The sequence below is a fragment of the Leucobacter iarius genome, from assembly GCF_039530105.1.
GTDB lineage: Bacteria > Actinomycetota > Actinomycetes > Actinomycetales > Microbacteriaceae > Leucobacter > Leucobacter iarius.
The window spans coordinates 1,573,628-1,596,341 of record NZ_BAAAOB010000001.1; the positions used below are offsets into that span (position 1 = coordinate 1,573,628).

20 protein-coding genes are annotated in these 22,714 nt (G+C 69.7%); 8 read left to right on the top strand and 12 right to left on the bottom strand.

Going from position 1 to position 22,714, the window contains the following annotated elements:
• Positions 1–57 precede the first annotated feature (57 nt).
• The 3 genes from ABD169_RS06970 to ABD169_RS06980 all read left to right on the top strand — a co-directional run bounded on the left by ABD169_RS06970 (position 58) and on the right by ABD169_RS06980 (position 3,443).
• Complete coding sequence (locus tag ABD169_RS06970; protein ID WP_344030915.1) at positions 58–1,260, top strand: hypothetical protein; 1,203 nt, start codon at positions 58–60, stop codon at positions 1,258–1,260.
• Entirely contained in the window at positions 1,260–2,540 is a 1,281-nt protein-coding gene (locus ABD169_RS06975) for a pyridoxal phosphate-dependent aminotransferase (protein ID WP_425560949.1), read from the top strand. The genes ABD169_RS06970 and ABD169_RS06975 overlap by 1 nt, the downstream gene beginning before the upstream one ends.
• A 66-nt stretch (positions 2,541–2,606) precedes the next feature.
• Complete coding sequence (locus ABD169_RS06980; protein WP_344030917.1) at positions 2,607–3,443, top strand: DUF308 domain-containing protein; 837 nt, start codon at positions 2,607–2,609, stop codon at positions 3,441–3,443.
• Positions 3,444–3,509: 66 nt separating this feature from the next.
• Here ABD169_RS06980 and ABD169_RS06985 read toward each other — a convergent pair whose 3' ends face one another.
• The 7 genes from ABD169_RS06985 to ABD169_RS07015 form a co-directional block, all read right to left on the bottom strand.
• Complete coding sequence (locus tag ABD169_RS06985) at positions 3,510–3,893, bottom strand: hypothetical protein (RefSeq protein WP_344030919.1); 384 nt, start codon at positions 3,891–3,893, stop codon at positions 3,510–3,512.
• Positions 3,894–3,977: 84 nt separating this feature from the next.
• On the bottom strand, positions 3,978–5,093 hold the full coding sequence (locus ABD169_RS06990; protein ID WP_344030921.1) for a Zn-dependent alcohol dehydrogenase: 1,116 nt from the start codon (positions 5,091–5,093) through the stop codon (positions 3,978–3,980).
• Positions 5,094–5,135: 42 nt separating this feature from the next.
• Positions 5,136–5,765 (bottom strand): DUF3156 family protein, encoded by a 630-nt coding sequence (locus ABD169_RS06995; RefSeq protein WP_344030923.1) that lies wholly within the window; start codon positions 5,763–5,765, stop codon positions 5,136–5,138.
• Positions 5,762–7,228, bottom strand: coding sequence for an APC family permease (locus ABD169_RS07000; protein ID WP_344030925.1), 1,467 nt, complete (start codon positions 7,226–7,228; stop codon positions 5,762–5,764). Before ABD169_RS07000 ends, ABD169_RS06995 begins: the two co-directional genes overlap by 4 nt.
• 205 nt (positions 7,229–7,433) lie before the next feature.
• Positions 7,434–9,020, bottom strand: a complete 1,587-nt coding sequence (locus ABD169_RS07005; protein WP_344030926.1) for a helix-turn-helix domain-containing protein — start codon at positions 9,018–9,020, stop codon at positions 7,434–7,436.
• A gap of 30 nt (positions 9,021–9,050) precedes the next feature.
• Positions 9,051–9,545 (bottom strand): hypothetical protein, encoded by a 495-nt coding sequence (locus ABD169_RS07010; RefSeq protein ID WP_344030927.1) that lies wholly within the window; start codon positions 9,543–9,545, stop codon positions 9,051–9,053.
• 98 nt (positions 9,546–9,643) lie between these two features.
• The gene (locus ABD169_RS07015; RefSeq protein ID WP_344030928.1) at positions 9,644–10,198 is read right to left on the bottom strand and encodes a GNAT family N-acetyltransferase; all 555 of its coding nucleotides are present in this window, start codon (positions 10,196–10,198) and stop codon (positions 9,644–9,646) included.
• Positions 10,199–10,234: 36 nt separating this feature from the next.
• Here ABD169_RS07015 and ABD169_RS07020 point away from each other — a divergent pair, with 36 nt between their 5' ends.
• Entirely contained in the window at positions 10,235–10,849 is a 615-nt protein-coding gene (locus tag ABD169_RS07020; protein ID WP_344030929.1) for a TetR/AcrR family transcriptional regulator, read from the top strand.
• Positions 10,850–10,965: 116 nt separating this feature from the next.
• On the opposite strand, the gene ald is transcribed toward ABD169_RS07020, so the two are convergent.
• Positions 10,966–12,087: an alanine dehydrogenase gene (gene ald, locus ABD169_RS07025; RefSeq protein ID WP_046454772.1), complete on the bottom strand. Its 1,122-nt coding sequence runs from the start codon at positions 12,085–12,087 to the stop codon at positions 10,966–10,968.
• Positions 12,088–12,301: 214 nt separating this feature from the next.
• On the opposite strand from ald, the gene ABD169_RS07030 reads away from it, so the two are divergent.
• Both ABD169_RS07030 and ABD169_RS07035 read left to right on the top strand, forming a co-directional pair.
• Positions 12,302–12,790, top strand: a complete 489-nt coding sequence (locus ABD169_RS07030; protein WP_046454773.1) for an Lrp/AsnC family transcriptional regulator — start codon at positions 12,302–12,304, stop codon at positions 12,788–12,790.
• A gap of 71 nt (positions 12,791–12,861) precedes the next feature.
• Positions 12,862–13,437 (top strand): isochorismatase family protein, encoded by a 576-nt coding sequence (locus tag ABD169_RS07035; RefSeq protein ID WP_344030931.1) that lies wholly within the window; start codon positions 12,862–12,864, stop codon positions 13,435–13,437.
• Between the two features lie 340 nt (positions 13,438–13,777).
• Here ABD169_RS07035 and rraA read toward each other — a convergent pair whose 3' ends face one another.
• The 4 genes from rraA to ABD169_RS07055 all read right to left on the bottom strand — a co-directional run bounded on the left by rraA (position 13,778) and on the right by ABD169_RS07055 (position 18,533).
• The gene (gene rraA / locus ABD169_RS07040; RefSeq protein ID WP_344030933.1) at positions 13,778–14,254 is read right to left on the bottom strand and encodes a ribonuclease E activity regulator RraA; all 477 of its coding nucleotides are present in this window, start codon (positions 14,252–14,254) and stop codon (positions 13,778–13,780) included.
• A gap of 99 nt (positions 14,255–14,353) precedes the next feature.
• Positions 14,354–16,132, bottom strand: coding sequence for a cation:proton antiporter (locus ABD169_RS07045; RefSeq protein WP_344030935.1), 1,779 nt, complete (start codon positions 16,130–16,132; stop codon positions 14,354–14,356).
• A gap of 85 nt (positions 16,133–16,217) precedes the next feature.
• Positions 16,218–17,408, bottom strand: coding sequence for a winged helix DNA-binding domain-containing protein (locus tag ABD169_RS07050; protein ID WP_344030937.1), 1,191 nt, complete (start codon positions 17,406–17,408; stop codon positions 16,218–16,220).
• 42 nt (positions 17,409–17,450) lie between these two features.
• Positions 17,451–18,533, bottom strand: coding sequence for an NADH:flavin oxidoreductase/NADH oxidase (locus tag ABD169_RS07055; RefSeq protein ID WP_344030938.1), 1,083 nt, complete (start codon positions 18,531–18,533; stop codon positions 17,451–17,453).
• Positions 18,534–18,633: 100 nt separating this feature from the next.
• Here ABD169_RS07055 and ABD169_RS07060 point away from each other — a divergent pair, with 100 nt between their 5' ends.
• Positions 18,634–19,956, top strand: a complete 1,323-nt coding sequence (locus tag ABD169_RS07060; protein WP_344030940.1) for a DUF2130 domain-containing protein — start codon at positions 18,634–18,636, stop codon at positions 19,954–19,956.
• Positions 19,953–22,577: a DEAD/DEAH box helicase gene (locus ABD169_RS07065; protein ID WP_344030942.1), complete on the top strand. Its 2,625-nt coding sequence runs from the start codon at positions 19,953–19,955 to the stop codon at positions 22,575–22,577. Before ABD169_RS07060 ends, ABD169_RS07065 begins: the two co-directional genes overlap by 4 nt.
• Positions 22,578–22,714 lie beyond the last annotated feature (137 nt).

Sequence of the window (22,714 nt, forward strand, 5' to 3'; positions counted from 1 at the left end):
TTGCGGGGCGTCGGCGGGCATCGCCGTCGCCGGTCGCTGCGTGCCAGGATGGGACGCATGAACGGGAACGCGCGGGACACCGGCTTGGCTCAGCGCCGGGCTCGGCTTCGCGCACGCATCCCGCGCGCGATCGATACGACCCTCGAACTGCTCTACCCGGGCGACGCGAGCGGCGGTGCCGACTCGCACCAGGCGCGGGTCGAGGCCCGAGCCCTGGGAGCGGCGACCCTGGCCGCAGCCGCAGCGATCCTCGTCGGACTCGTCGTGTTCGGCCCGGGCACCCATCCGCTCTGGGGGAGCATCTCGACGGGGTCGATCGGCACGCTGCTCGCCGGACTGGTGGCGATCGCGAGCTCGGTCGCCGAGCAGCTGCGCGCACCGATGCGTGCCCCCGCCTCCTGGTCGCCCCGGGCGGCCCGGGCGCAGCGCTTCGTCGGGATCGCCGCCGTCGCGCTCGTGCACGGCGGCATCGCCGTGATCGGCATCGGCATGGTGTTCGCGGTGCTGTCGCAGGGCTTCTTCGGGGTGCAGCTCGATCAGCTCACCTCGACCGTCGCGTCCGTCATCGTCGCCGCGGGTACGGCGTACCTCGTCACCGTCTCCGCGGCCAAGATCACCACCGCCGAGCTCTCGATGCTGCTGTCGATGTTCCTGACCGGAGGCATCGTGGTGGCGATGCTCACCACCTCCGACGCCAAGTGGTGGCACTTCCACTTCAGCGAGCTCGGCGCGGGCACCGACGTCAGCGGGCTCGTGTTCAATCTCACGCTCTTCCTCGGCGGGCTCCTGCTCGCCGCGTTCGCGTTCACGCTGCTCATCGACCTCGCGGCCTGGGCCGCGGCGGCCCCGCCCAGCCGCACCCGCAATGTGCGCGCGGTCGCGTGGGGATTCCAGATCATCGGGATCTGCCTCGCGGGCGTCGGGATCGTGCCGGTGAACCTCAACCTCATCGTCCACAACACCTTCGCCACCGGAATGGCGGTCGTCTTCGGCGCGATCCTCATCGGTCTGCGCTGGTTGCTCGACGGGTTCACCCGGGTGTTCCTGCTGTTCTCGGACGTGGTGCTCGCGGCGATCGTCTTCGCGGCGCTGCTGTTCTGGCCGCTCGGCTATTACAACCTCGCGGCGTTCGAACTCGTCGTGGCGGGCGTCATCTTCGCCTGGCTCATCATCTTCGTCCGGCACGTGGGCGCAGCCGTGCCGAGCGGTGCGTCCGCGCACCGGAATCCGACCGCGTCGTCACCCGAGAGGAGCCGCTGATGGCCGCCCGAGGACCCTTCAAGACCCCGCCTCCCAGCCTGCCGCCCCACCCCGCAGGAGCGCAGGGCGAGGCCGCCGAGCCGCCGTCGAGCGCAGCCGATGCTCCGCACGGTCTCGGCGCTTCGCGACGCTCGGTGATCCCCGCTTTCGAGGTCATGCAGATCACCGGCGAGGTCGAGCGGCGGCGTGCCGAGGGCCGCGACATCGTCTCGCTGTGCGCGGGCGAGCCCAGCGCCCGTCCCGCACCCGGCATGCTGAAGCCCGCGGGCTACACGAGCCCGCTCGGCACCGCGCCGCTGCGTGAGGCGATCGCCGGGCACTATGCGAACTGGTACGGCGTGTCGATCGACCCCGCACGGGTCGCGGTCACCACCGGATCCTCCGGCGCGTTCCAGCTGGTGTTCCTCGCCGCGTTCGATCCCGGCGATCGGGTCGCGCTCGCGAGCCCCGGCTACCCGGCGTACCGGAACATCCTGCGTTCGCTCGGGGTCGACGTGATCGAGATCCCGACCGGGTCCGAAACCCGGTATCAGCCAACCCCCGCGCTGCTCGACGCCGCGGTCGAGGCCCATGGGCCGCTCGCGGGCCTCATCGTGGCTTCGCCGGCCAACCCGACCGGATCCATGCTCAGCCGGGCGGAGCTCTCGGCGCTCGTCGAGTGGTGCGCGGAGCAGCGGGTACGTCTCATCAGCGACGAGATCTACCACGGCATCACCTACGCCGAGGCGGGCGGCCCCGATGCCCGTGGCGTCAGTGCGGTCGAGCTCGACCCCGAGGCGATCGCCATCAACTCCTTCTCGAAGTACTGGGGCATGACCGGGTGGCGGCTCGGCTGGGCCGTGCTGCCTGAGTCGCTCATCGCCCCGATGGAGGCGCTCGCCTCGAACTTCGCGCTCTCGCCGCCGGCGCCGGCGCAGGAGCTCGCGCTCGGTGCGTTCTCCGAAGAACGCTACGCCGAGCGCGACGCCGTGGTCGCGGGGTTCGCCCGCGCCCGCGCACTGATCCTCGACGCCGAACCGGCGCTGCGGTGGGGCGAATCGGCCCCGTCGGACGGCGCGTTCTACTTCTACGCCGACCTCGGACCGCAGCTCGAACGGTTCGGCGACTCGCTCGGCTACGCCCGGGCGCTGCTCGACGGCGCGGACGTCGCGGTCGTGCCCGGTGTCGACTTCGATCCGATGCACGGCACCCGCACGGTGCGCCTGTCCTACGCGGCGGGCGAGGCCGCGGTCGAAGAGGCGCTCAGCCGGATCCTGCGGTTCCAGGCTCCGGGAGGGTGACATCGAGGGTGAAAACTGAGCTGAGTTTATTCAGGTAATTTTCAGCTTTAAGCTACAATCAATTTTATGAGCTATCAGCCTCCTGTATTTGAGACTCAGCAGACCTATTCGGCTCCCGTGATGCAGCCGGCTCAGACAAACGTTCCGGGGATCGTCGGGTTCGTCCTGGCGGTTGTTGGATTCGTGTTCGTGTGCATCCCGGGAGCTTTCATCATCGGGTGGGTGCTGCTCCCTGCCGCATTCATCCTCAGCATCGTCGCACTCTGCCTTCGAGGGAAGAAGAAGGCGTTCGGAATCGCGGGCTTGTCCGTCTCCGTCGTTGGCACCATCGTGGGTTTCATCGTGTTCTTTGCGTTCATGGCTTTCGTGTTCGGCGATGCGGCAGCCAGCGGCAAAACTGAAGCCACTGCGCCTCAGACGACGAACGAGAGTGCCGAGGAACCCGCCAAACCCCAGCAGGAGGCCGGCCAGCCTGGGTCGAGCCGAGAGCATCCGCTGCCTATGGGTTCCACGGTGAAGCAGCGTGATTGGGAACTCACCATCAACAGCGTCAACCTGAACGCGGACCAGTTGATCGCTGAGGAGAATCAGTTCAACGACCCTGCAGGAGAGGGGAACGTCTACATCCTGGTGAACGCTACGGTGAAGTATCTCGGCAAGGATGCCAAGGGTGAAATGCCCATGTCGACTATCGAATACGTCACCGTCGATGGGAACACCGTGAACAATTACGACGTGATCGCCCTTGCTCCGGAACCGCTCGATACCACCCAGACCCTCTACAACGGGGCCTCGGTTACCGGCAACACGGTATTCGCGGTTCCAGCGAAGAGCGCAGGTGATGGAGTGCTCAGCGTTCGAGCGAACGCATTCGGTGATTCGCTCTTCGTCGCTGTCAAATAGGCGGCCGATCGCGTCCGTGTCGAGTGATTTCGGCGCGGACGCGATTGAGGGGCGTTCGTAACCTGCCTACTGGTGATCGAGGCGCGAGACGAACGCGCCGTCGCGCATCAGCGCCTCCTGGAGGCGGGCGACCGTCTCGTCGAACGCGTTCGAGGTCTTCACCGCGCCGATAGCGCCGCCCTTGAGCGCGCCGCCCGTCATGTTGCGCGAGATCCGCGCGACCAGCAGTCCCTGCTCGGTCACCATGAACTCGATGAGGAACGTGATCTGGAACTTGCCGCCGGCAAGTCCGCCGAACAGCACGGTGAGCGCCTGGCTGCCGCGCCGCGCGTGGAACCCGCGCGTCGGCGTGAGCGACACCTCGAAGCCCTGCGCGATGAGCGCGGCGTGCACCAGCTGCTTCGCGTGCTCGTGGTCACCGGACAGGAACAGGTCGGTCGCGCTGGCCATGGTCGGACTCCTTCGTCTCGGATGCAAAACCCCCTGCGCAGCACACTATCGGCTCGCGCAGGGGGTTCTTGACCACTCGTCCGCTCAGTACTCGATGACGGTGCGGATCCCCTGCCCGGCGCGCATGCGCGCGAACGCGTCGTTGACGCCGTCGAGCGGGATCCGATCGGTCACCATCGAATCGAGGTCGACCTTCCCCTCCATGTACAGGTCGATGATCTTGGGGAAATCGATCGACTGCCGGCTGGAGCCGTAGTTCGAGCCGATCAGGCGCTTCTCCTGATCGCTCATCACGAACGGATCGATCGAGATCTTCACGCCGTCCGCGACCTGGCCGACGACGACGGCGGTGCCCCCGCGGCGGATCGCCTCGTAGCAGGCTTCGATGGTGAAGGGGAGACCGATGGCTTCGAACGCGTAGTCCACTCCACGTCCGCCGGTCAGTTCGCGCACCGTTTCGATCAGGTCGACCTCGCGGCTGTTGACGGTGTGCGTCGCGCCGAAGCGACGGCCGAGCTCGAGCTTCTCCTCGCTGACGTCGGCCACGATGATCTGCTTGGCACCGGCGAGCCTGGCGCCCTGGACGACGTTCAGTCCGACTCCGCCGCAGCCGACGACGAGCACCGTCGACCCGGGCTCGACCTGCGCCGTGTTGGTGACGGCGCCGATCCCGGTGGTGACCGCGCAGCCCACCAGAGCGGCCTGGGCGAGCGGTGCATCCTTGCGGATCCGGATCGCGGCGGACGCCGGCACCATTGCGTGATCGCCGAAGGATCCGACCGCGAGGAAGCTCTTCACGGACTCGTCCCCGTCGCTCAACCGGGGCTTCCCGTCGAAGAAGACGTGCTGGTAGGCGGTCTCGTTGGCGAGCTGGCAGAGCACGGGGCGGCCGGAGACGCAGAACTCGCACTTCTGGCAGGAGGGCGTCCACGAGAGGATCACGTGGTCGCCGATCTCGAGCTCGGACACCTCGGAGCCGATCGCGACGACCTCACCGGCGCCCTCGTGCCCGAGCACGATCGGCACCGGGGTGTCCCACTCGCCGTCGAGCGCGTGCAGATCGCTGTGGCAGACGCCCGAGGCGGCGAGCCGCACGAGTACCTCGTTCGCGCCGGGCTCGGCGGGAATGCTGAGATCGCGGAACTCGAGGGGTTGATTCGGGGCGACGAAGACAGCGGCCCTCACATCGATGGTGGACATGCCGGGATCCTTTCTGGCTGCTCAGGCAGCAGGTCTGGCTGCTCAGGCAGCAGGTGACGAAGACGGTGAAACGGTCGGGCCGAGCGCCCGCACCGCACGGATGAGATCGAGGATGCGGGCGGGTTCGCCCTGCGGGAACGCGGTGGCTTTGAACACCGGCGGGATCAGCACCCATACGAACGCGCCGCCCATCGGGCTGAGGGTCAGCGTGCGCCGCGACGAGCCCGAGATCCCCGCGTGCACCATGTCGATGCGGGCGAGGTGCGGCGAGGCGGCTGCGTTGAGCCGGGCCAAGAGCGGCGACGCCGAGGGATCGGTGCCGGTCCCGCTCCGGGAGACGAACGCGCCGCCCCGGGGCGTTCCGCGGTGCGTGAGCTTCACGCCGTTCGGAACCGCGGTGGTCTCGGGCAGCACCGTCGAGACGGTGAACGCGTAGACACGGGAGAAGATGAAGTTGCCCGGGTCGTAGCTGAGCACCAGATCGATCCCGTCGTCGGTGCGGACCTCGACGGTGGTGCGGTCCGCCCGCCGGACGGTTCCGAACTGCTCGGCGGTGAAGCGCAGCGCCCGGCGGGCGCGGTCGACGATCGGGCCTTCCCCGGCCAGCGGGTGCTTGCGCTCGCGACGCCCTCGGACGGGTGCGACCGTGATGCTTCCTTCGAAGCCGCTCATCGCAGGTCCGCCCCTTCGGGCTCGGCGCCGGCGGGATCTCCCGTCGAGTCCGCCGAGTCCGCCGCGTCGTCGTACTCGTGGTCCATGCTCTCCGAGCGGACGATGATGTTCGACTGGGTGTGGGTGAGGTCGGTCGGCGTGAACAGCGGGAGGCGGTTCGCCTTGAGCCAGACGATGCCGAACAGGGCGATCGCGGCGATCAGGATTCCAGCGACGCTCCAGATCACGATGCGCTGATCGAAGTCGGGCACGATGAACACGATCAGATAGATGCAGGATGCGATGCCGAGCACCTGGGGCAGGGGGTAGAAGGGGGTCTTGAACGGACGCTTGGCGTTCGGATACTTGCGGCGCAGCACGATCACGTCGACCTGGGCGATGATGTAGCTCAGCAGCCAGGTGGTGCAGGCGATGCTGACGAGCGTGAGGATCAGGTCGATGCCGCCGGAGGAGAACATCGAGTAGGCCAGCACGGAGGCCATGCACGCGGCGGTCACGATCATGCCGGCCCAGGGCACACGGGTCCGGCGGGAGACCTTGCCGAACCACTTCGGCAGCAGCCCCTCGTTGGCCAGGCCGTACAGCATGCGGGGGATCGCCGCGAGGTAGGAGTTGCCCGTCGAGAACGACGCGGCGATGGTCCCGAGGGTCATGATGAGGCCGCCGGCGCCGCCGAAGATCGCGGTCGCGCCGACCACCTGCGGGATCGAGGACGAGGCCATCTCGGCGAGGTCCGCGTAGCGGGTGGCGCCCCACCCGAACAGCAGATCGACGATGAAGATGGTGATGACCCCCGCCACCATGGCGAGCGGGATGTTCTTCCAGGGGTCCTTGATCTCCTCGGCGAGGGGAGCGACGAACTCCATGCCGATGTAGAGCCAGATCGCGACCGCGCCCATCGACGCGAGGGTGCCCCAGTCGGTGGCGAGGAACGGGTTGTCGACCGGCGTCCCCGTGCCGAGGCCGAAGATCCCGCAGAAGCCCATGATCGCCAGGATGCTCATCTTGGTGACCACGATGGGGATCTGGACGCGGGCGTAGAAGTTGACCCCGGCGATGTTCAGAGCGAAGAGGATCGCGAGCAGCAGGAACGAGAACGCCGGTGCGGGCACGCCGGTGAGCGATTGGAACGCGTTGCCGGCGACCATGAGCTGCGTGCCGCCGTCGGCCGAGACGAGGACCATGTAGCCGCCGAGCACGGCGATGATCGCCATGAGCCGGCCGAGCGCGGGCATCGTGTATTCGCCGACCATGCCGCCGCCGGGCAGCATCGAGGCGAGCTCGCCGTAGGAGATCGCGACCATCAGGATGATCACGAGGCCGATGAATGCGGGGATCGCGAACGCGAGGCCACCGGTTCCGAAGCCGTTGCCGAGCGATACCATCGCGGTGCCCGAGACGACGAGTCCGGTCGATGCGGCGTAGGCCGCGGTGAAGCCGAGGCTTCGCTTGAGTTTGGTCATGCCCATTGCTCCTTTGCAATTCGCCGGCGGCGAAGCGGGCGACTGCCCCGTGCGCGGCGAACTCAAGCTTGCAGCAGAGCGGCACCGGCCCGCACTCGACAGTGCGTCGGAATCGACCGCGCAGTGCGACAGAGTGCGGAAGCTCCGGGACGCATTCCTCTGACGAAATGTCCCTACAGGGATCCCTGATGTGCGAACTGTCGAATCAGTGCAGGTACCGCAGCGCGAGCGTGAGCTCGGCGCGGACCTCGAAGTCGTCGAGGTCGGACCCGGTGAGCGCAGCGATCTGCTCGAGCCGGTTGAGCAGCGTGTGCCGATGGACGCCGAGCTCGCGTGCGGCGGGGAGTTGCCGACCGTGCGCCTCGAGCCATACCCGCAGCGTGCGCAGAAGTTCCGAGCCCTGCGCGCGGTCGTGCTCGATCAGCGGACCGAACATCCGGCCGGCGATGAGGGCTGCGTCGGAGGTGTCGATGAGGTCCGCGATACCCTCGCGCCAGATGTCGGGGAACGCGGTGACCTGCGGGGTGCCGCGGCGGAGCCCGAACTCCGCCGCCTTCTTCGCCTCCTCGAGCGACAGCGGCAGCGCGTCCCAGTGCTCGGCCTGCGAGCGGCCGAGCACCAGGCCGAACGGCTGGAGCAGCGCGAGCAGGCGGTCCGCGTCGGCCGCCGGCGCGAGAATCGCGACGTCGCTCCGGTACTGCGCGAAGAAGAGGGGGATCTCGCCCGAGAGATGCAGCGATTCGAGCGCGGGCATCAGTCGCACCGTGTCGAAGTGCTGCGGGATCCCGATGAGGGCGACGAGGGGCGGTTGGGGCAGCGGACCCCAGACGCTCTCGACGATGTGACGGGTGACGTCGACGTTGCCCGAGAGGAGGAGCTGCAGCAGTGCTTCGCGGAGCGTCCGGTGCAGGCCGGCGAGCGCCTGGTTCTGCTCCAGCGAGACGCTCACGAGGGCGAGCACGCTCGTCAGGACGTTGCGCGACAGATCGTCGAAGCCGCGACTCAGCGTGAGCACCAGCATGCCGCTGGGGTCGTCGGTCTCGCCGAGCATCTGCAGCACGGCCTCGACCTCGGGCGTCACCTGGACCGAGCGGAAACGCTGGCGGCTCTCCAGCCCCTCCAGCACGAAGGGGGCGAGATCCGAGCTCTCGGCGCGGGGCCCCTCGGGCGCCTCCACCACGGTGACCGCGCGGCCGAGCGGATCGTAGAGGGCGACACCGCAGCCGAGCTGGCGCGCGGTCTCCCGCAGCGTCGCTGTGAGGCCGTCGCGGCGGGTCGCAGCCGTCGCGATGGCCTTCTGCGCGCGCAGGGATCGCGTGTAGCGCTCGGTCTGATCGCGCTGCAGCACGCGCGCGGCTTCCTGCAGCAGGTCCATGAACGAGATCTCGTAGGGCACCTCGAACAGGATCAGTCCGTGCCGTCGGCAGGCCGTCGCGAGCTGGTGCGGGATCCCGCGGTGCACGACGTCGCTGCCGAAGCCGATGCCGATGAGGCCGTGCGCGGCGACGAGCGCCGCGTAGTCGTGGTAGATCCGGTCGAGCCGCTCCGGAGCGACGCGCACCTCCGGGATCGAGGAATCCGCGCCCTCGACCACGGGGAACTGCCACCCGAGCGTGAGGATCACCTCCGCCGGGCCGAGGAAGGGCGTCGGGTCGATCAGATCGGTCGCGTGCAACCACTCGAACTCGCGATCGAGAGAACGGTCGAGCGCATCCTGGCTGTCGCCGCCTCCCACCACGACCTTGAGGTGGAGGGACGGGTTCTGCAGGAGCTTGCGCAGGGTGAGGGACACGCAGTCATGCTACGCGTCCCGGACGACCGGTCAGCCCGCCTGCACGACCGGGGTGCCGGCGGCCAGTCCCGTGCGCATCTGGAATGGCTCCGAGGCGCGGGCGAGTTCGCCGGGGCCGGATCCCGGATCGAGCGAGAGCAGGGCGGCGACGGACGCCTCCGTGCCGCCGAGCGCGAGTTCGAGGCGGCTGATGGAGGTCGACAGCGGATCGCCGAGCTCGGCGACGACGCGGGCCGTGGCCGACCGCACGGTCGCCGCCAGCGCCTCGATGTCGCTCGCCGCGCCGCGCACGCGCACCTCGGAACGGCCGTAGCTCATGCCGTCGCCCGAGAGCGCCTCGCCGACCACGGGTGCGTCGGCGTCGGATCCACCCGCATGCGACACGCGCAGGATCAGCTCCGAGCTGGTCGCCGAGGGAGCCGTGCTGAACGGCAGTGCGCGGCTTCCGGGCGGCATCGCCGCCCCGTCGGCGTCGTGGTCGTGCGCGGCCGGCTGCCGGTCGGCGAAGCTGAACTTCAGATCCATGGGGACTCCTCGGATGCGCGAGCCACGAGACGTTCGGGGCGCACAGAGGATAGCAGCGGGCGGCCGCGCCGATCCAATCGGAGCAGCCGGGCCGTGGCTCAGGGGGCCGGCTTCGCCGGTGAGTCGAGGGAGAGCTCGTAGTGCAGGGACACCATGCGCTGGCCGGAGGGAGTCGTTCCCTCCGAATCGCCGATGCGGGCGAAACCCCCGGCCTCGAGCGTCCGCTGCGAGGCGGAGTTGTCGAGCGCGGTGCGTGCGGTGAGGCACGTCAAACCGCTGCCTGCGGCGAATCGCGCGGCGAGGGCCAGTGCGGCGACAGCGCGGCCCGCACCGCGGGCGTCGGGGTGGAGCCAGAAGCCGACCTCGGCCCGGTCGTTGAGGACGTCGAACAGCACGAGGCTTCCCGCGAACGCGTTCGAGTCGCGTCGGGCGAGCGAGAGAACCGCGAGCTCGCCGCGGTCGAGCATCGGATCGGTCACCGCGGCGATCATCGCGCGCACCGATTCCGCGGTGTATTCGGGTTCGGGCAGGTGCGCGTACTCGCGTACCGCAGCATCGGCGCTGCCCGCGGCAAAGGCGGGTGCGTCGGCATCGGTGAGGCGGCGGAGAACGACGCGGTCATCGGCCAGGGGCAGGAGTGACGGATCGAGCATGACGTAAAACTAACATAGATAGTTTAGAGTGGGATCGTGAGCTACTGGGACCATGCCAAGCCGGTGCGTCGTGCGCGAGCGGTCGATATCGACTCCCTCGCCGAGGCCGCCCTCGCGGTACTCGACGACGGTGGGACGAGCGCGCTGACGCTTCGTGCCGTGGCTGCGGCATTGGGCGTTGCGCCGCCGAGCCTGTACTCGCGGGTGGAGTCGGTCGACGACCTGTTCGATCTCGCCCTGGACCGAGCCCTGGGGTGTGATCAGATGCTCCAGGCGGCCCTGTGTGAAGCGGACACGGTCGCGGTGATGCTCGCCCTCTACCGTCATCTCCTGCGGCATCCGTGGGCCTGCGCCGTGCTCGGAATGCGGCCGCCCCGCGGGCCAAACGGGCTTGCCTTCTCGGAACGGCTCGTGCTCCAGCTTCGCGAATCGGGTGCATGCGAACCGCTGCTCACGGCCTACGCTCTGACGAACTTCGTGCTCGGGAGCGCGACGACAGCGCAAGCGGCCGCGCGCGAGCCCGCTGCGGTGGTCGATCCGAGCGTCGCACCGACGTATGCGACGCTGCATGAGCGGATCGACGCCGCGCCCGAATCGGTACTCCGTTCGGGAATCTCGGCCCTGTTGGCTTCGTCCGCGACTCGCGGCTGAGATGGAAGGCCCTCCGCGGGCCCGGTTCGTCTCGCGGCGGCGATCCCGTGGCCCGGGAAGACGAAACGGGGCCCGCTCCTCTCGGAACGGGCCCCGTCTGCGCAGTGCGTGAACGCTTAGGCGTTCGCGAGCACGTCCTCGACGCTCGAGAAGGCGAGCTCCGGGAACGCGTCCGAGACGCCCTTGAAGGTCAGGACGCCGTCGTGGGCGTTGAGGCCCTTGGCGAGCGACTCGTCGGCCTTGAGCGCGGCGACCCAGCCCTTGTCGGCGAGCGCGACGACGTAGGGGAGGGTGGCGTTGGTGAGCGCAGCGGTCGAGGTCTCGGGGACCGCGCCCGGCATGTTCGCCACGCAGTAGTAGATCGAGTTGTGCACCGGGAAGGTGGGGTCGTCGTGCGTGGTCGGGTGCGAGTTCTCGAAGCAGCCGCCCTGGTCGATCGCGATGTCGACGAGCACGGAGCCCTGCTTCATCTGCGCGACCATCTCGTCGGTGACGAGCTTCGGCGCCTTCTCGCCCGGGATCAGCACGGAGCCGATGACGAGATCGGCTTCCTTGAGTGCCTCGGTGATGTTGTGCGCGTTCGAGGTGCGGGTCTGGATGCGACCGTTGAACTCGTCCTCGAGCTGCTTGAGGCGGGGGAGGGCGATGTCGATGACGGTGACGTCGGCGCCGAGGCCGAATGCCATGCGTGCGGCCTGCTCGCCCGCAGCGCCGCCGCCGATGACGACGACCTTGCCGCGACGGGTCGCGGTGACGCCGCCGAGCAGCATGCCGCGGCCGCCGTTGGCCTTCATCAGCGAGTGCGCGCCGACCTGGACCGAGAGACGACCGGCGACCTCGGACATCGGAGCGAGCAGCGGCAGCGCACGGCCGGCCTGCACGGTCTCGTAGGCGATGGCGGTGGTGCCCGACTCGAGGACCTTCTCGGTGAGGGTCTTGTCCGCTGCGAGGTGCAGGTAGGTGAAGAGCACCTGACCCTTGCGCATCTTGTCGTACTCGGCGGCGATGGGCTCCTTGACCTTGAGGATCATGTCGGAGTCGGCCCAGACCTGCTCTGCGGTCTCGACGATCGTGGCACCGGCCGCGACGTACTCGGCGTCGGTGATGGCGGAGCCGAGACCGGCACCCGCCTGGACCAGCACCTCGTGGCCGCGACGCTTCAGCTCGAAGACGCCGGCCTGGGTGATGGCGACACGGTTCTCGTTGTTCTTGATCTCGGTGGGAATACCGACGCGCATGTTGTGCTCCTGTGATGACAGCGTTGGGACAGCGAGTGATCCGCACCGCACCGGGCATCGGAGCCGGTCGGACACGCTGCCGACCGTCGCCGCTCGTCGCTGCGCGGGTCACCACTCGCATGGAAGCATATTCGAATCGCGCGGCTTTCAGTGGAAATTTTCGCGGAAATCGTCAATAATCGCAGTACCAGCAACTGTTTCGAGTGGAGTCTGCATGGATCGGGCGAAGAATCTGCGTTCTGAAGTGGCTCTCGACGAGGTCGACCGACGGATCGTCGAAGAGCTGCAGCTGAACGGGCGCATCACCAACGCCGAACTGGCGGACCGGGTGGGCATCGCCGCGTCGACCTGCGTGGCGCGCGTGCGCAGCCTCGGGTCCCGCGGGATCATCACCGGTTTCTCGGCGCGCGTGGACCCCGCGGCCATGGGCATGCACCTGCAGGTGATGGTCAGCGTGACCATCCGGTCGGGCGCCCGTCAGCGCATCCAGGAGTTCAGCGACGAGCTGCAGTCGCTGCCCGAGGTGATGCAGCTGTTCTTCCTCGGCGGCGTCGAGGACTTCATCATCCACCTCGCCGCGCGCGACGCCGATCACGTTCGGGAGTTCGTCATGGACCACCTGTCGGTGCACCCGGCCGTGTCGAGCACGCGCACCAGCATCGTGTTCGCGCACCACGCGAACCCGGTGCGGTTCGAGGAGTAACCCGCTACGCTCGCGGTGAGTCCGGCGCGCGAACGCGCGGATCCGGGCGATACCGAGCGAGGGGATGCCGCATGGCTCGCGGACTGCTGATCGTCGACGTCCAGAAGGACTTCACCGAGGGCGGCGCACTGGGGGTCGCGGGCGGTGCCGCGGTGGCCTCCGGCGTCACCGAGCTGCTGCGGAGCGAGCCCGACTACGCGCTCGTGATCGCGTCGCGCGACTGGCACGACGCCGACGGGTCGAACGGCGGGCACTTCGCGGCGGACGGCGAGCAGCCCGACTTCACCGATACCTGGCCGCGGCACTGCGTCGCGGGCACCGAGGGTGCGGAATACCACGACGCGCTCGACCTGGGCCGGATCGACGTGCACGTGCGCAAGGGCATGGGGGAGCCGGCCTACTCGGCGTTCGAGGGCGTGACCACGCGCGGGGAGCGCCTGATCGACGTGCTCTCGGAAGCGGGGATCGACGCGCTCGACGTGGTCGGCATCGCGACCGACTACTGCGTGCGGGCTTCGGCGCTCGACGCGCGGGCCGCGGGTCTCGCGGTCGCCGTGCGGACCGAGCTCATCGCGGGCGTCGCGCCCGAGACCTCCGCAGCGGCGCTCAAGGAGCTCGCCGCGGCGGGCGTGGGGATCGCCCCGTAGGGATCACCGGATCACCGGATCGTTCGGCGCGGGCTTGCGGCCGTGCGGTGCGGCCGTTCGGCGGGGCCGTGCACCCGTAGCGGGTGCACGGCCGTGCGGTACCGGGCTCGCGGTAGGCATCGAAACCGTTGACGCCGGCACGGGTGGACGTCTCGTCGACGACCGGACGCCTGATTTCGCGGTGAGAGGGCGTCCGGTCGTCGACGAGACGTCCACTCGTCGGTAGGGCATCCGATCGTCGGCAGGGCATCCGATCGTCGGCAGGACGTCCACTCGTGCCGGCAAAGTGCCCAGCGGTCGAGGAAGCGTCCGAAGGCCTGCCAGCCTGACGCCCGCCAGGTCAGACCTCGCCGTCGGTGAGGATCCCGTCCTCGTCGCTCCACACGGTCGCGCCCGGCCGGAAGGTCGCGCCGCCGAACGACACCACCACGTCGGCCTCGCCGGCGCCGGTCTTGCTCGATTTGCGGGGGTTGCTGCCGAGCGCCTTCACGCCGATGGGCAGCCCGCCGATGGCGACGCGATCGCGGATCACCCCGTTGACGATGATCCCGGCCCAACCGTGCTCGACGCCGAGCGCGGCGATCAGGTCGCCCACCAGCGCGGATTCCAGCGAACCTCCGCCGTCGACCACGAGCACGGCGCCATCGCCGGGCGTCGAGAGGATCGCCTTGAGCAGCGCGTTGTCGCGGTGGCAGCGCACGGTGCGGATGGGACCGCTGAATCGCGGGTGACCGCCGATGTTCTGGAACTGGAGCGAGACGGACTGCACGGCGTCGCCGAGCTCGTCGACCAGGTCTGCGGTGCTGAATGCGGCCATGGGTGCGCTCCTTCGTCGCGTGCGGATCCGCGGTCGCGGTTCCGGGCGCGGTGCGCTGCTGCGGTGCGCCGGGACTCAGCGTAGCGGGCGGGCCCGGGTTCAGTGGTGCTGCGGCGGGGTGAGCCGGGACTCGTGGGCGTCGAGCGCGAGCTCGGCCGTGTGCAGCGCCTGCGAGCTGTACTGCCCGATCGCGCGCTCCTCGAGCAGCGCGTCGCGCTGGGCCTCGAGCACGAGGCGGGCGAGCCGCAGGTAGTCGTAGGCTTCCCGCTCCATCTCGCTCGGCTCGGCGTCGGGCTCGCCGGAACGCTGCTCGGCGGCGACGGCGAAGGCGAGCGGTGCGAGCGCGTTCTGCGCGCTCGCGCGCACGCGCTTGGCGACGGCCTCGGACGGGACGCGGTGCGACGGGTCGGCCTCGGCGAGCGCGCGCTCGCGTTCGATGATCCCGTCGAGCGCGGTCGTCGCCTCCTCCACGAGGTCCTGGCCGAGCGAGACGAGTTCGTCGGAGCGCTCGTCGGCCGTGGGGCCTGCGGGGCGTAGACGGCGGATCACCCAGGGCAGGCTCAGCCCGTGCAGGAGCAGCGTGATCGTGGCGACGAGGAACGCGATGAGCACGAGCTGAGGACGGTAGGGCACGGTGGTGGGGATCGACTGGGCGGCGGCGAGCGTGACCACGCCCCGCATACCGCTCCACCCGAGGATGAAGGCGCCGCGCCAGCCGAAGCTCTGCGTCTGCGCGTGCTCCAGGTCCGCTGCCGTGCGCCGGGCCATGCGCTCGACCCGCTGTAGCTTCGCCGCGTAGCGCGCGCTCTTCTCCTCGGGCACTTCGATGTTGCGGGCCCGCGAGACGAGCCTGCGCATCCCGGTGGCCCGGGCCTCGTAGCGCGGCAGCGCGCGGGCGAGGGACTTCACGAGCGGGATCATGAAGATCATGCGGCAGAGGATGAGGATCGCGACGACGCCGATCGAGATGAGTCCGATGTGCACGATCGTGACCTCGCTGTCGCCGACCTTGTCGACGAGGGCGTGCAACTGCAGACCCATCACCAGGAACACGCCGTTCTCGAGGATGAACTGCACGGTGCGCCAGTTGAGCCGCTCGTTGATGCGGGAGGTGGCGCTGAACTTCTTCGCAGCGTGATGCCCCGAGTAGAGGCCCGTGATCACGACGGCGAGCACGCCCGAGGCGCCGACGGCCTCGGTCGGCACGAACGAGATGAACGGGACGGTGAACGAGACGATGGTGTCGTAGACCGGGTTGACGAGCTTGGAGCGCAGCCAGACGGTGAGCACGCCGATGAGCAGACCGATCACCACGGCGACCGCGACGGCGAAGGCGAACTGGCCGACGGCCTCCCAGAAGACGAAGCTGCCGGCGACCGCCGCGATGGCGGTGCGGAGCAGCACGAGCGAGGTGGCGTCGTTGACGAGGCTCTCGCCTTCGAGGATCGTGACGAGGCGCGGGGGCATTCCGAGGCGCTTGCCGATCGAGGTCGCCGCGACGGCGTCGGTGGGTGCGACCACCGCGCCGAGGGCGATCGCCGCGGCGAGCGGGATCTGGGGCACGACGAGGTGCAGCAGTGCGCCGATCGCCACGGACGACACGATCACGAGCACCACGGAGAGCCCCGCGATGGGGCCGACGTTGCGTCGCAGATCGAGGATCGGCACGTTGACGGCGGCCGAGTAGAGCAGCGGCGGCAGCACACCGAGCAGGATGATCTCGGGATCGAGGTTCACCGGCGGGACGCCGGGCACGTAACCGATACCGATGCCGAGCACGACGAGGAGCAGGGGCGCGGCGACGCCGATGCGGCCGGACAGCATGGAGACTCCGACGACGATGACCAGGCCGAGCACGGCGAGCAGCGCGAGTTCCATGCACTCAGCGTACCGACGGGGTCGCTGAGGGAAACCGGGCAGCGCTGCCGGTCGTCAGGCCGTGGTTCACCGAGCGACCGCCCGCTCAGCGGACCGTGCTGACCGAGCCGATCTCTGCGGTGACGCCCTGGAACGCGCCCCAGGCCGCGGCGTGCGGCCGGAGCGCGCGTGCGCCGAGCCGGCCGCCGCCGGGGAAGAGCTCCGCGTCGATGCGGGTCGCCTTCGCGCGGGGCGTCCTGAGCCAGATGCCGCGCACGCGACCCCGCTCGACCACCGTTGCCCGGAACATGCCGTTGCGGCCGGGGACGATGCGCTCGAAGTGCTCGGGGGCGAGCACGGACGAGCGCTCGGTGTAGCCGAGCAGGTGCTCGTCGAAGCCGGGCAGCAGCAGCACCTCGGGTATGCCCGCAGCGGCTGCGGCCTCGCCCGTGAGGATCGTGCTCGGGCCGTCGAGCAGCGCGGGCTCCGCCCAGTGGCGGACGCCGTCGACCTCGACGGGTGCGAGCCGCTGCTCGGCCGCCGCCGCGGCGATACCCCGACGGGCGACGGTGACGGGGAGGCCGGTCCACCAGGCGAAGTCGCGATCCTGCACCGGGCCTCGACCGCGGGCGAACCGCGCCGCCAGCTCGGCCAGCGCCTCATCGCCGTCGAGCGCGCGCGGCGCGCGGATCCATTCTTCGGAGAGCACGAGTCGCGGCTCACCGCCGTCGGTGCTCGGGCCCTGCACGAGCAGGCCGTTCTGGCAGAGCCACCAGACCACGTGGTAGCGCCAGGCGCTCTGCACCTCGATGCCCGCCCGGGCCCAGGCCTCGGCGAGTTCGTCGCGCGAGAGCGACTTGCCGCCCGTGAGCGCGGTGACGGCGACGTCGGTCATGCGCGCGAGCGACGTGTCGTCGAGGCCGAGGACCGTTCGGCGTTTGGCCGCACCGGGCAGCACGCGATGATTGGTCGCCTGCTGCATCCAGCCGATGTCTTCGGCGGGCACGACGTGGATGGTGCCGCGCATGGGCCAGGAACGCACGACGAGGCCGCGGGCGAAGGCCTCGCGTACGTCGGCGTCGGAGGTGCCCGGTGCTCGGAGCCCGAGCGCCCAGCGCGAGGCGTGCCAGTCCTGCCCCTGGAGCGCGAGCAGGCCCTGCGCGACCGCGTGGACGCGTTCGGCGCCGTCGGGCTGCCCGGCGGGAGCGGCGCCGGGCAGTGACGCCCAGAGGCCGAGTGCGCGCATGCGCCAGCCGATGAGGTCGGCGGTGCCTGCGGAGGGCGCGGGGTCGGTCATGGCATCACTCTAGGGGTGCCCACCGACATCGGGAAGGGGCGGTCAGAAGCGGGCCCGCCAGTACTGCCGGGGGACGAGCGCGTCCGCGCCCGGGGCGCGCAGTTCGTGCGCCCAGCGCAGCGGCAGGTGCGGATCCCGCAGCAGTGCGCGTCCGAGCAGCACCACGTCCGCCTGACCGGTCGCGAGGATCCCCTCGGCCTGCGCCGCCTCGGTGATGAGGCCGACCGCTCCCGTCGGGATCCCTCCTTCACGCACGGCCGCGGCGCAGTGCACCTGGTACGAGGGGCCGACCGGGATCGGTGCGCTCGGCGCGTTGCCGCCCGTGGAGCAGTCGACGAGATCGGCTCCGTCCTCGGCGATCCACACGGCGACCTGCTGCGCCTCGTGCAGCTCGAAGCCGCCGGGGATCCAGTCGGTCGCCGAAATCCGCACCAGGACCGGGAGCGCGGGGTGCTCGGCGCGGACGGCGCCGACCACCTCGCGCAGCAGGCGCGCCCGATTCTCGAGCGATCCGCCGTACGCGTCGGTGCGGAAGTTCGAGAGCGGCGAGAGGAACTGGTGCAGCAGGTACCCGTGCGCCGCGTGGATCTCGACGGCGTCGAGTCCGGCGCGCACCGCCCGCGAGGCCGCGTCGACGAACGCGCGCACCAGGCCGGGCAGCTCGTCGGAGTCGAGCGCCCGGGGTTCCGCGAGGTCGTCGAAGGCGACGGCGGACGGCGCGACGGTCGGCCAGCCGCCCGCGCTCACCGGAACCGAGCCCTCGGGGCCGCCGGGCATCCAGGGGTGGGTCGAGGCCTTGCGCCCCGCGTGGCCGAGCTGCACGGCGAGCTTCGCACCGTGCCCGTGCACGATCTCGGCCAGGCGCGCGAACGCGGCCTCCTGCGCGTCGTTCCAGAGTCCGAGGCAGAACGGCGAGATGCGGCCCTCGGGCACCACGCCGGTCGCCTCCATGATCACCATCCCGGCTCCGCCGCGCGCCAGCCCGCCGAGGTGCGCGAGGTGCCAGTCGGTCGGCATGCCGTCCTGCGCATCGGCGGAGTACTGGCACATGGGGGAGACCCAGAGGCGGTTGCGCACCTCGGTGTCGCGCATGCGGAAGGGACGGAAGAGCAGCGGATCGGCCATGGTCAGCGAGCGTACTCCGGTCCCGAGTGTCCGATGTCGGAGGGATCTGCCAGGCTGGACGCGTCCCGCCCGATGGCACCCGCGAGAAAGGATCGGCGCGATGCACGAGATCAAGTGCCCGCACTGCGGCAAGGCGTTCACGGTCGACGAGGCCGGGTACGCAGAGATCCTCAAGCAGGTGCGCGACGCCGAGTTCGAACGGCAGCTGCACGAGCGGCTCGAACTCGCCGAGCAGGACAAGGCGAACGCCCTCGAACTCGCCGGGGAGCGCGCCGCGGGCGACCTGCAGCGGGCCGAAGCGGCGAAGGACGCCGAGATCCAGGCGCTGCGGGCGAAGGTCGACGCCGGTGAGGCCGCGCGGCAGCTCGCGGTGTCCGAGGCGCGCGCCGCGCTCGAGAAGGAACTGACCGAGCTGCGGGCCAGGGTGTCGGGGGCCGAACTCGCGCAGAAGCTCGCGGTGAGCGAGGCCGTCGGCGCGGTCGAGAAGCAGCGCGACGAACTGCGCAACGGACTGGACCGGGCCGCGCTCGAGAAGGAGCTCGCCGAGAAGTCGATGCAGGAACGATTCGCGGTGCAGCTGAAGGATCGCGATGACCAGATCGAGCGGCTGCGCGACCTGAAGGCGCGGCTCTCGACCAAGATGATCGGCGAGACGCTCGAGCTCCACTGCGAGAACACCTTCAACCAGTTCCGGGCGATGGCGTTCCCGAACGCCTACTTCGAGAAGGACAACGACGCCCGCACCGGCAGCAAGGGCGACTACATCTTCCGCGACTTCGACGCGACGGGCATCGAGGTCGTCTCGATCATGTTCGAGATGAAGAACGAGGCCGACGAGACCGCCACGAAGCACAAGAACACCGACTTCCTGAAGGAGCTCGACAAGGATCGCCGCGAGAAGGGCTGCGAGTACGCGGTGCTCGTCTCGCTGCTCGAGCCCGAGAGCGAGCTCTACAACGCCGGTATCGTCGACGTCTCGCATCTCTACCCCAAGATGTACGTGATCCGGCCGCAGTTCTTCCTCCCGCTCATCACGCTGCTGCGCAACGCCGCTCTGAACGCGCTGCAGTACAAGGCCGAACTCGAGCAGGTGCGCGCGCAGAACATCGACATCACCCACTTCGAGGATCACCTCGAGACCTTCAAGGACGCGTTCGGGCGCAACTACGACCTCGCCTCGCGGCAGTTCCAGGAGGCGATCAAACGCATCGACACGTCGATCGCCGAGATGCAGAAGGTCAAGGACAACCTGCTGAAGTCCGAGAACAACCTGCGCCTCGCGAACGACAAGGCTCAGGGCGTTACGATCAAGAGGCTCACGCGGGGCAACCCGACCATGCAGGCGAGATTCGCCGAGCTCGAGCCGTCGACGTCCGCGGCGGTGCCGTCCGCACCGGACCAAAAGGAGAATTCCGACACATGAGCCTGCAGCAGGCCCTCACCGAGGTGCGTCAGAACGGCGGCGACGCCGAGGAGGCGTTCGCGACGTTCGAGGAGTGGGCCCTCGAGGAGCGCGGCCTCAGTCTCTACCCCGCCCAGGAGGAGGCCGTGCTCGGCATCACCCTCGGCAGCAACGTGATCCTCGCGACCCCCACCGGCACCGGCAAGTCGCTCGTCGCGATCGGCGCGCACTTCATCGCCGTCGCCGAGGGCCGGCGGACCGTCTACACCGCCCCGATCAAGGCGCTCGTGAGCGAGAAGTTCTTCGACCTCGTCGGCATCTTCGGCGCCGAGAACGTCGGCATGGTCACCGGCGATACCGCGATCAACGCCGACGCCCCGATCCTGTGCTGCACGGCCGAGATCCTCGCGAACCTCGCGATCCGCGACCGCGACGTCGACAACCCGGAGGCCGGCGGCATCACCCAGGTGGTGATGGACGAGTTCCACTACTACGCCGACCCCGACCGCGGCTGGGCCTGGCAGGTGCCGCTGCTGCTCATGCACGACGCGCAGTTCCTGCTGATGTCGGCGACGCTCGGCGACGTCACCGCGCTCGCCGCGGACCTGAGCGAGGCGACCGATCGCGATACCGCGCTGGTCACCGGCGTCGAACGCCCCGTTCCGCTGAGCTTCAGCTACGAGGTCGCGCCGGTGCACGAGGTCGTCGAGCAGCTCATCGCCGATCGCGAGACCCCCGCCTACCTCGTGCATTTCAATCAGTCGCACGCGGTCGAGCAGGCGCAGGCGCTCGCCTCGATCAGGATCGTGGATCGCGCGGGGCGCGACGAGATCGCCGCCGCGATCGGCGACTTCCGCTTCTCGACCGGGTTCGGCACGACGCTCTCGCGGCTCGTCCGCTCGGGCATCGGCGTGCACCACGCGGGCATGCTGCCGCGCTACCGGCGCCTCGTCGAACAGCTCGCGCAGCGCGGCCTGCTCCGCATCATCTGCGGAACCGACACGCTCGGAGTCGGCATCAACGTGCCGATCCGCACGGTCGTGCTCACCGCGCTGACCAAGTTCGACGGCGAGAAGATGCGCCGCCTCTCGGCCCGCGAGTTCCACCAGATCGCCGGTCGCGCCGGCCGCGCCGGCTACGACACCGAGGGTGACGTGATCGCGCTCGCGCCCGAGCACGAGATCGAGAACGCCCGCGCGGTCGCGAAGGCCGCGGCGAAGGCGGCCGACGGCAAGGGCGGCAAGAAGGCGAAGCCGGTCAAGAAGAAGGCACCGCCGCAGGGCTTCGTCGCGTGGAGCGAGCAGACCCTCGACAAGCTCATCGCGTCCGAACCCGAACCGCTCGTCAGCCGCATGCGGGTCACGCACTCGATGGTGCTCGGCGTCATCGGCCGCGGCGAGGAGTGGGAGGGCGAGGCCCTCAACACGATGCAGATGCTGATCTTCGACAGCCACGAGCCGCGGGCCGCCCAGTTCGCGCACGCGCGCACCGCGCTCGAGATCTTCCGCACCCTCCGCAACGGCGGCATCGTCGAGGTGCGCGAGCACGTCGACCCGGCCACCGGCGAGACCCGGCGCCTCCTCGGCCTCACCATCGACCTGCAGGCGAACTTCGCCCTGAACCAGCCGCTGTCGCCGTTCGCGCTCGCCGCAATCGAGCTGCTGGATCCCGATTCGGCGACCTATTCGCTCGACGTCATCTCGATCATCGAGGCGACGCTCGAAGATCCGCGGCAGATCCTGCGCGCGCAGGAGCACCGCGCCCGCGGCGAAGCGGTCGCGGCGATGAAGGCCGAGGGCATCGAGTACGACGAGCGGATGGAGCGGCTCGAGCAGATCACGCACCCGCAGCCGCTCAAGGAGCTGCTCGACGAGGCCTACGAGGCCTACACGGCCGAGGTGCCGTGGGCGCGCGACTACCGGCTGAGCCCCAAGACCGTGGTGCGGGACATGATCGAGCGCGGCTTCGGATTCCGCGACCTGGTCTCCTTCTACGGGCTGGGCCGGGCCGAGGGCGGCGTGCTGCGCTATCTCTCCGACGCGTTCCGCGCCATCGAACGGACGGTGCCCGAGCAGTCGAAGACCGAGGAGCTCGACGAGCTGATCGACTGGCTCGGCGAGCTCGTCCGCCAGGTCGATTCGAGCCTGATCGACGAGTGGGAGGAACTCGCGCACCCGGATGCGGCGGCTCACGAGGCCGCGGAGCGCGCCTCCGCGGAGGGCCCCGTCGCGCCCCCGGCCATGCGATCGCTGCTCGGCAACGAGCGGGCCTTCCTGGTCATGATCCGCGGTGCGCTGTTCCGCCGGGTCCAGGCCGCCGCCTTCGAACGCTACGACGAGCTCGCGGAGCTCGACGGGCCCGGCGGCTTCGGCGAGGATCGCTGGCGCGATGCGCTCGACGGGTACTTCACCGAGTACGAGGAGATCGGGGTCGATGCCGACGCGCGCGCAGCGAACCTGCTGCAGATCGATCGCGGATCCGAGGCCGTGGGCGAGGGGGTCTGGCGGTTCCGCCAGGTGCTGCTCGACCCCGCGGGCGACCGCGACTGGGCGATCGAGGGCGTCGTCGACCTCGGCGAATCCGAGTCCGAGGGCGAACCGGTGATCCGCGTGGAGCGCGTCGGGCCGCTGTCGGGAGTCTGACCCCGCGCAGCGCGCGCCTCAGCACCGCGAACGACGCGTTGCACACCCGGACGCGATCCTATGCACCTGCTGCGAGATTCCCGGCACCCCCTTGGCAGCGCAGCACGGACGCGTGAAGATATCTCCAACCGCGGATC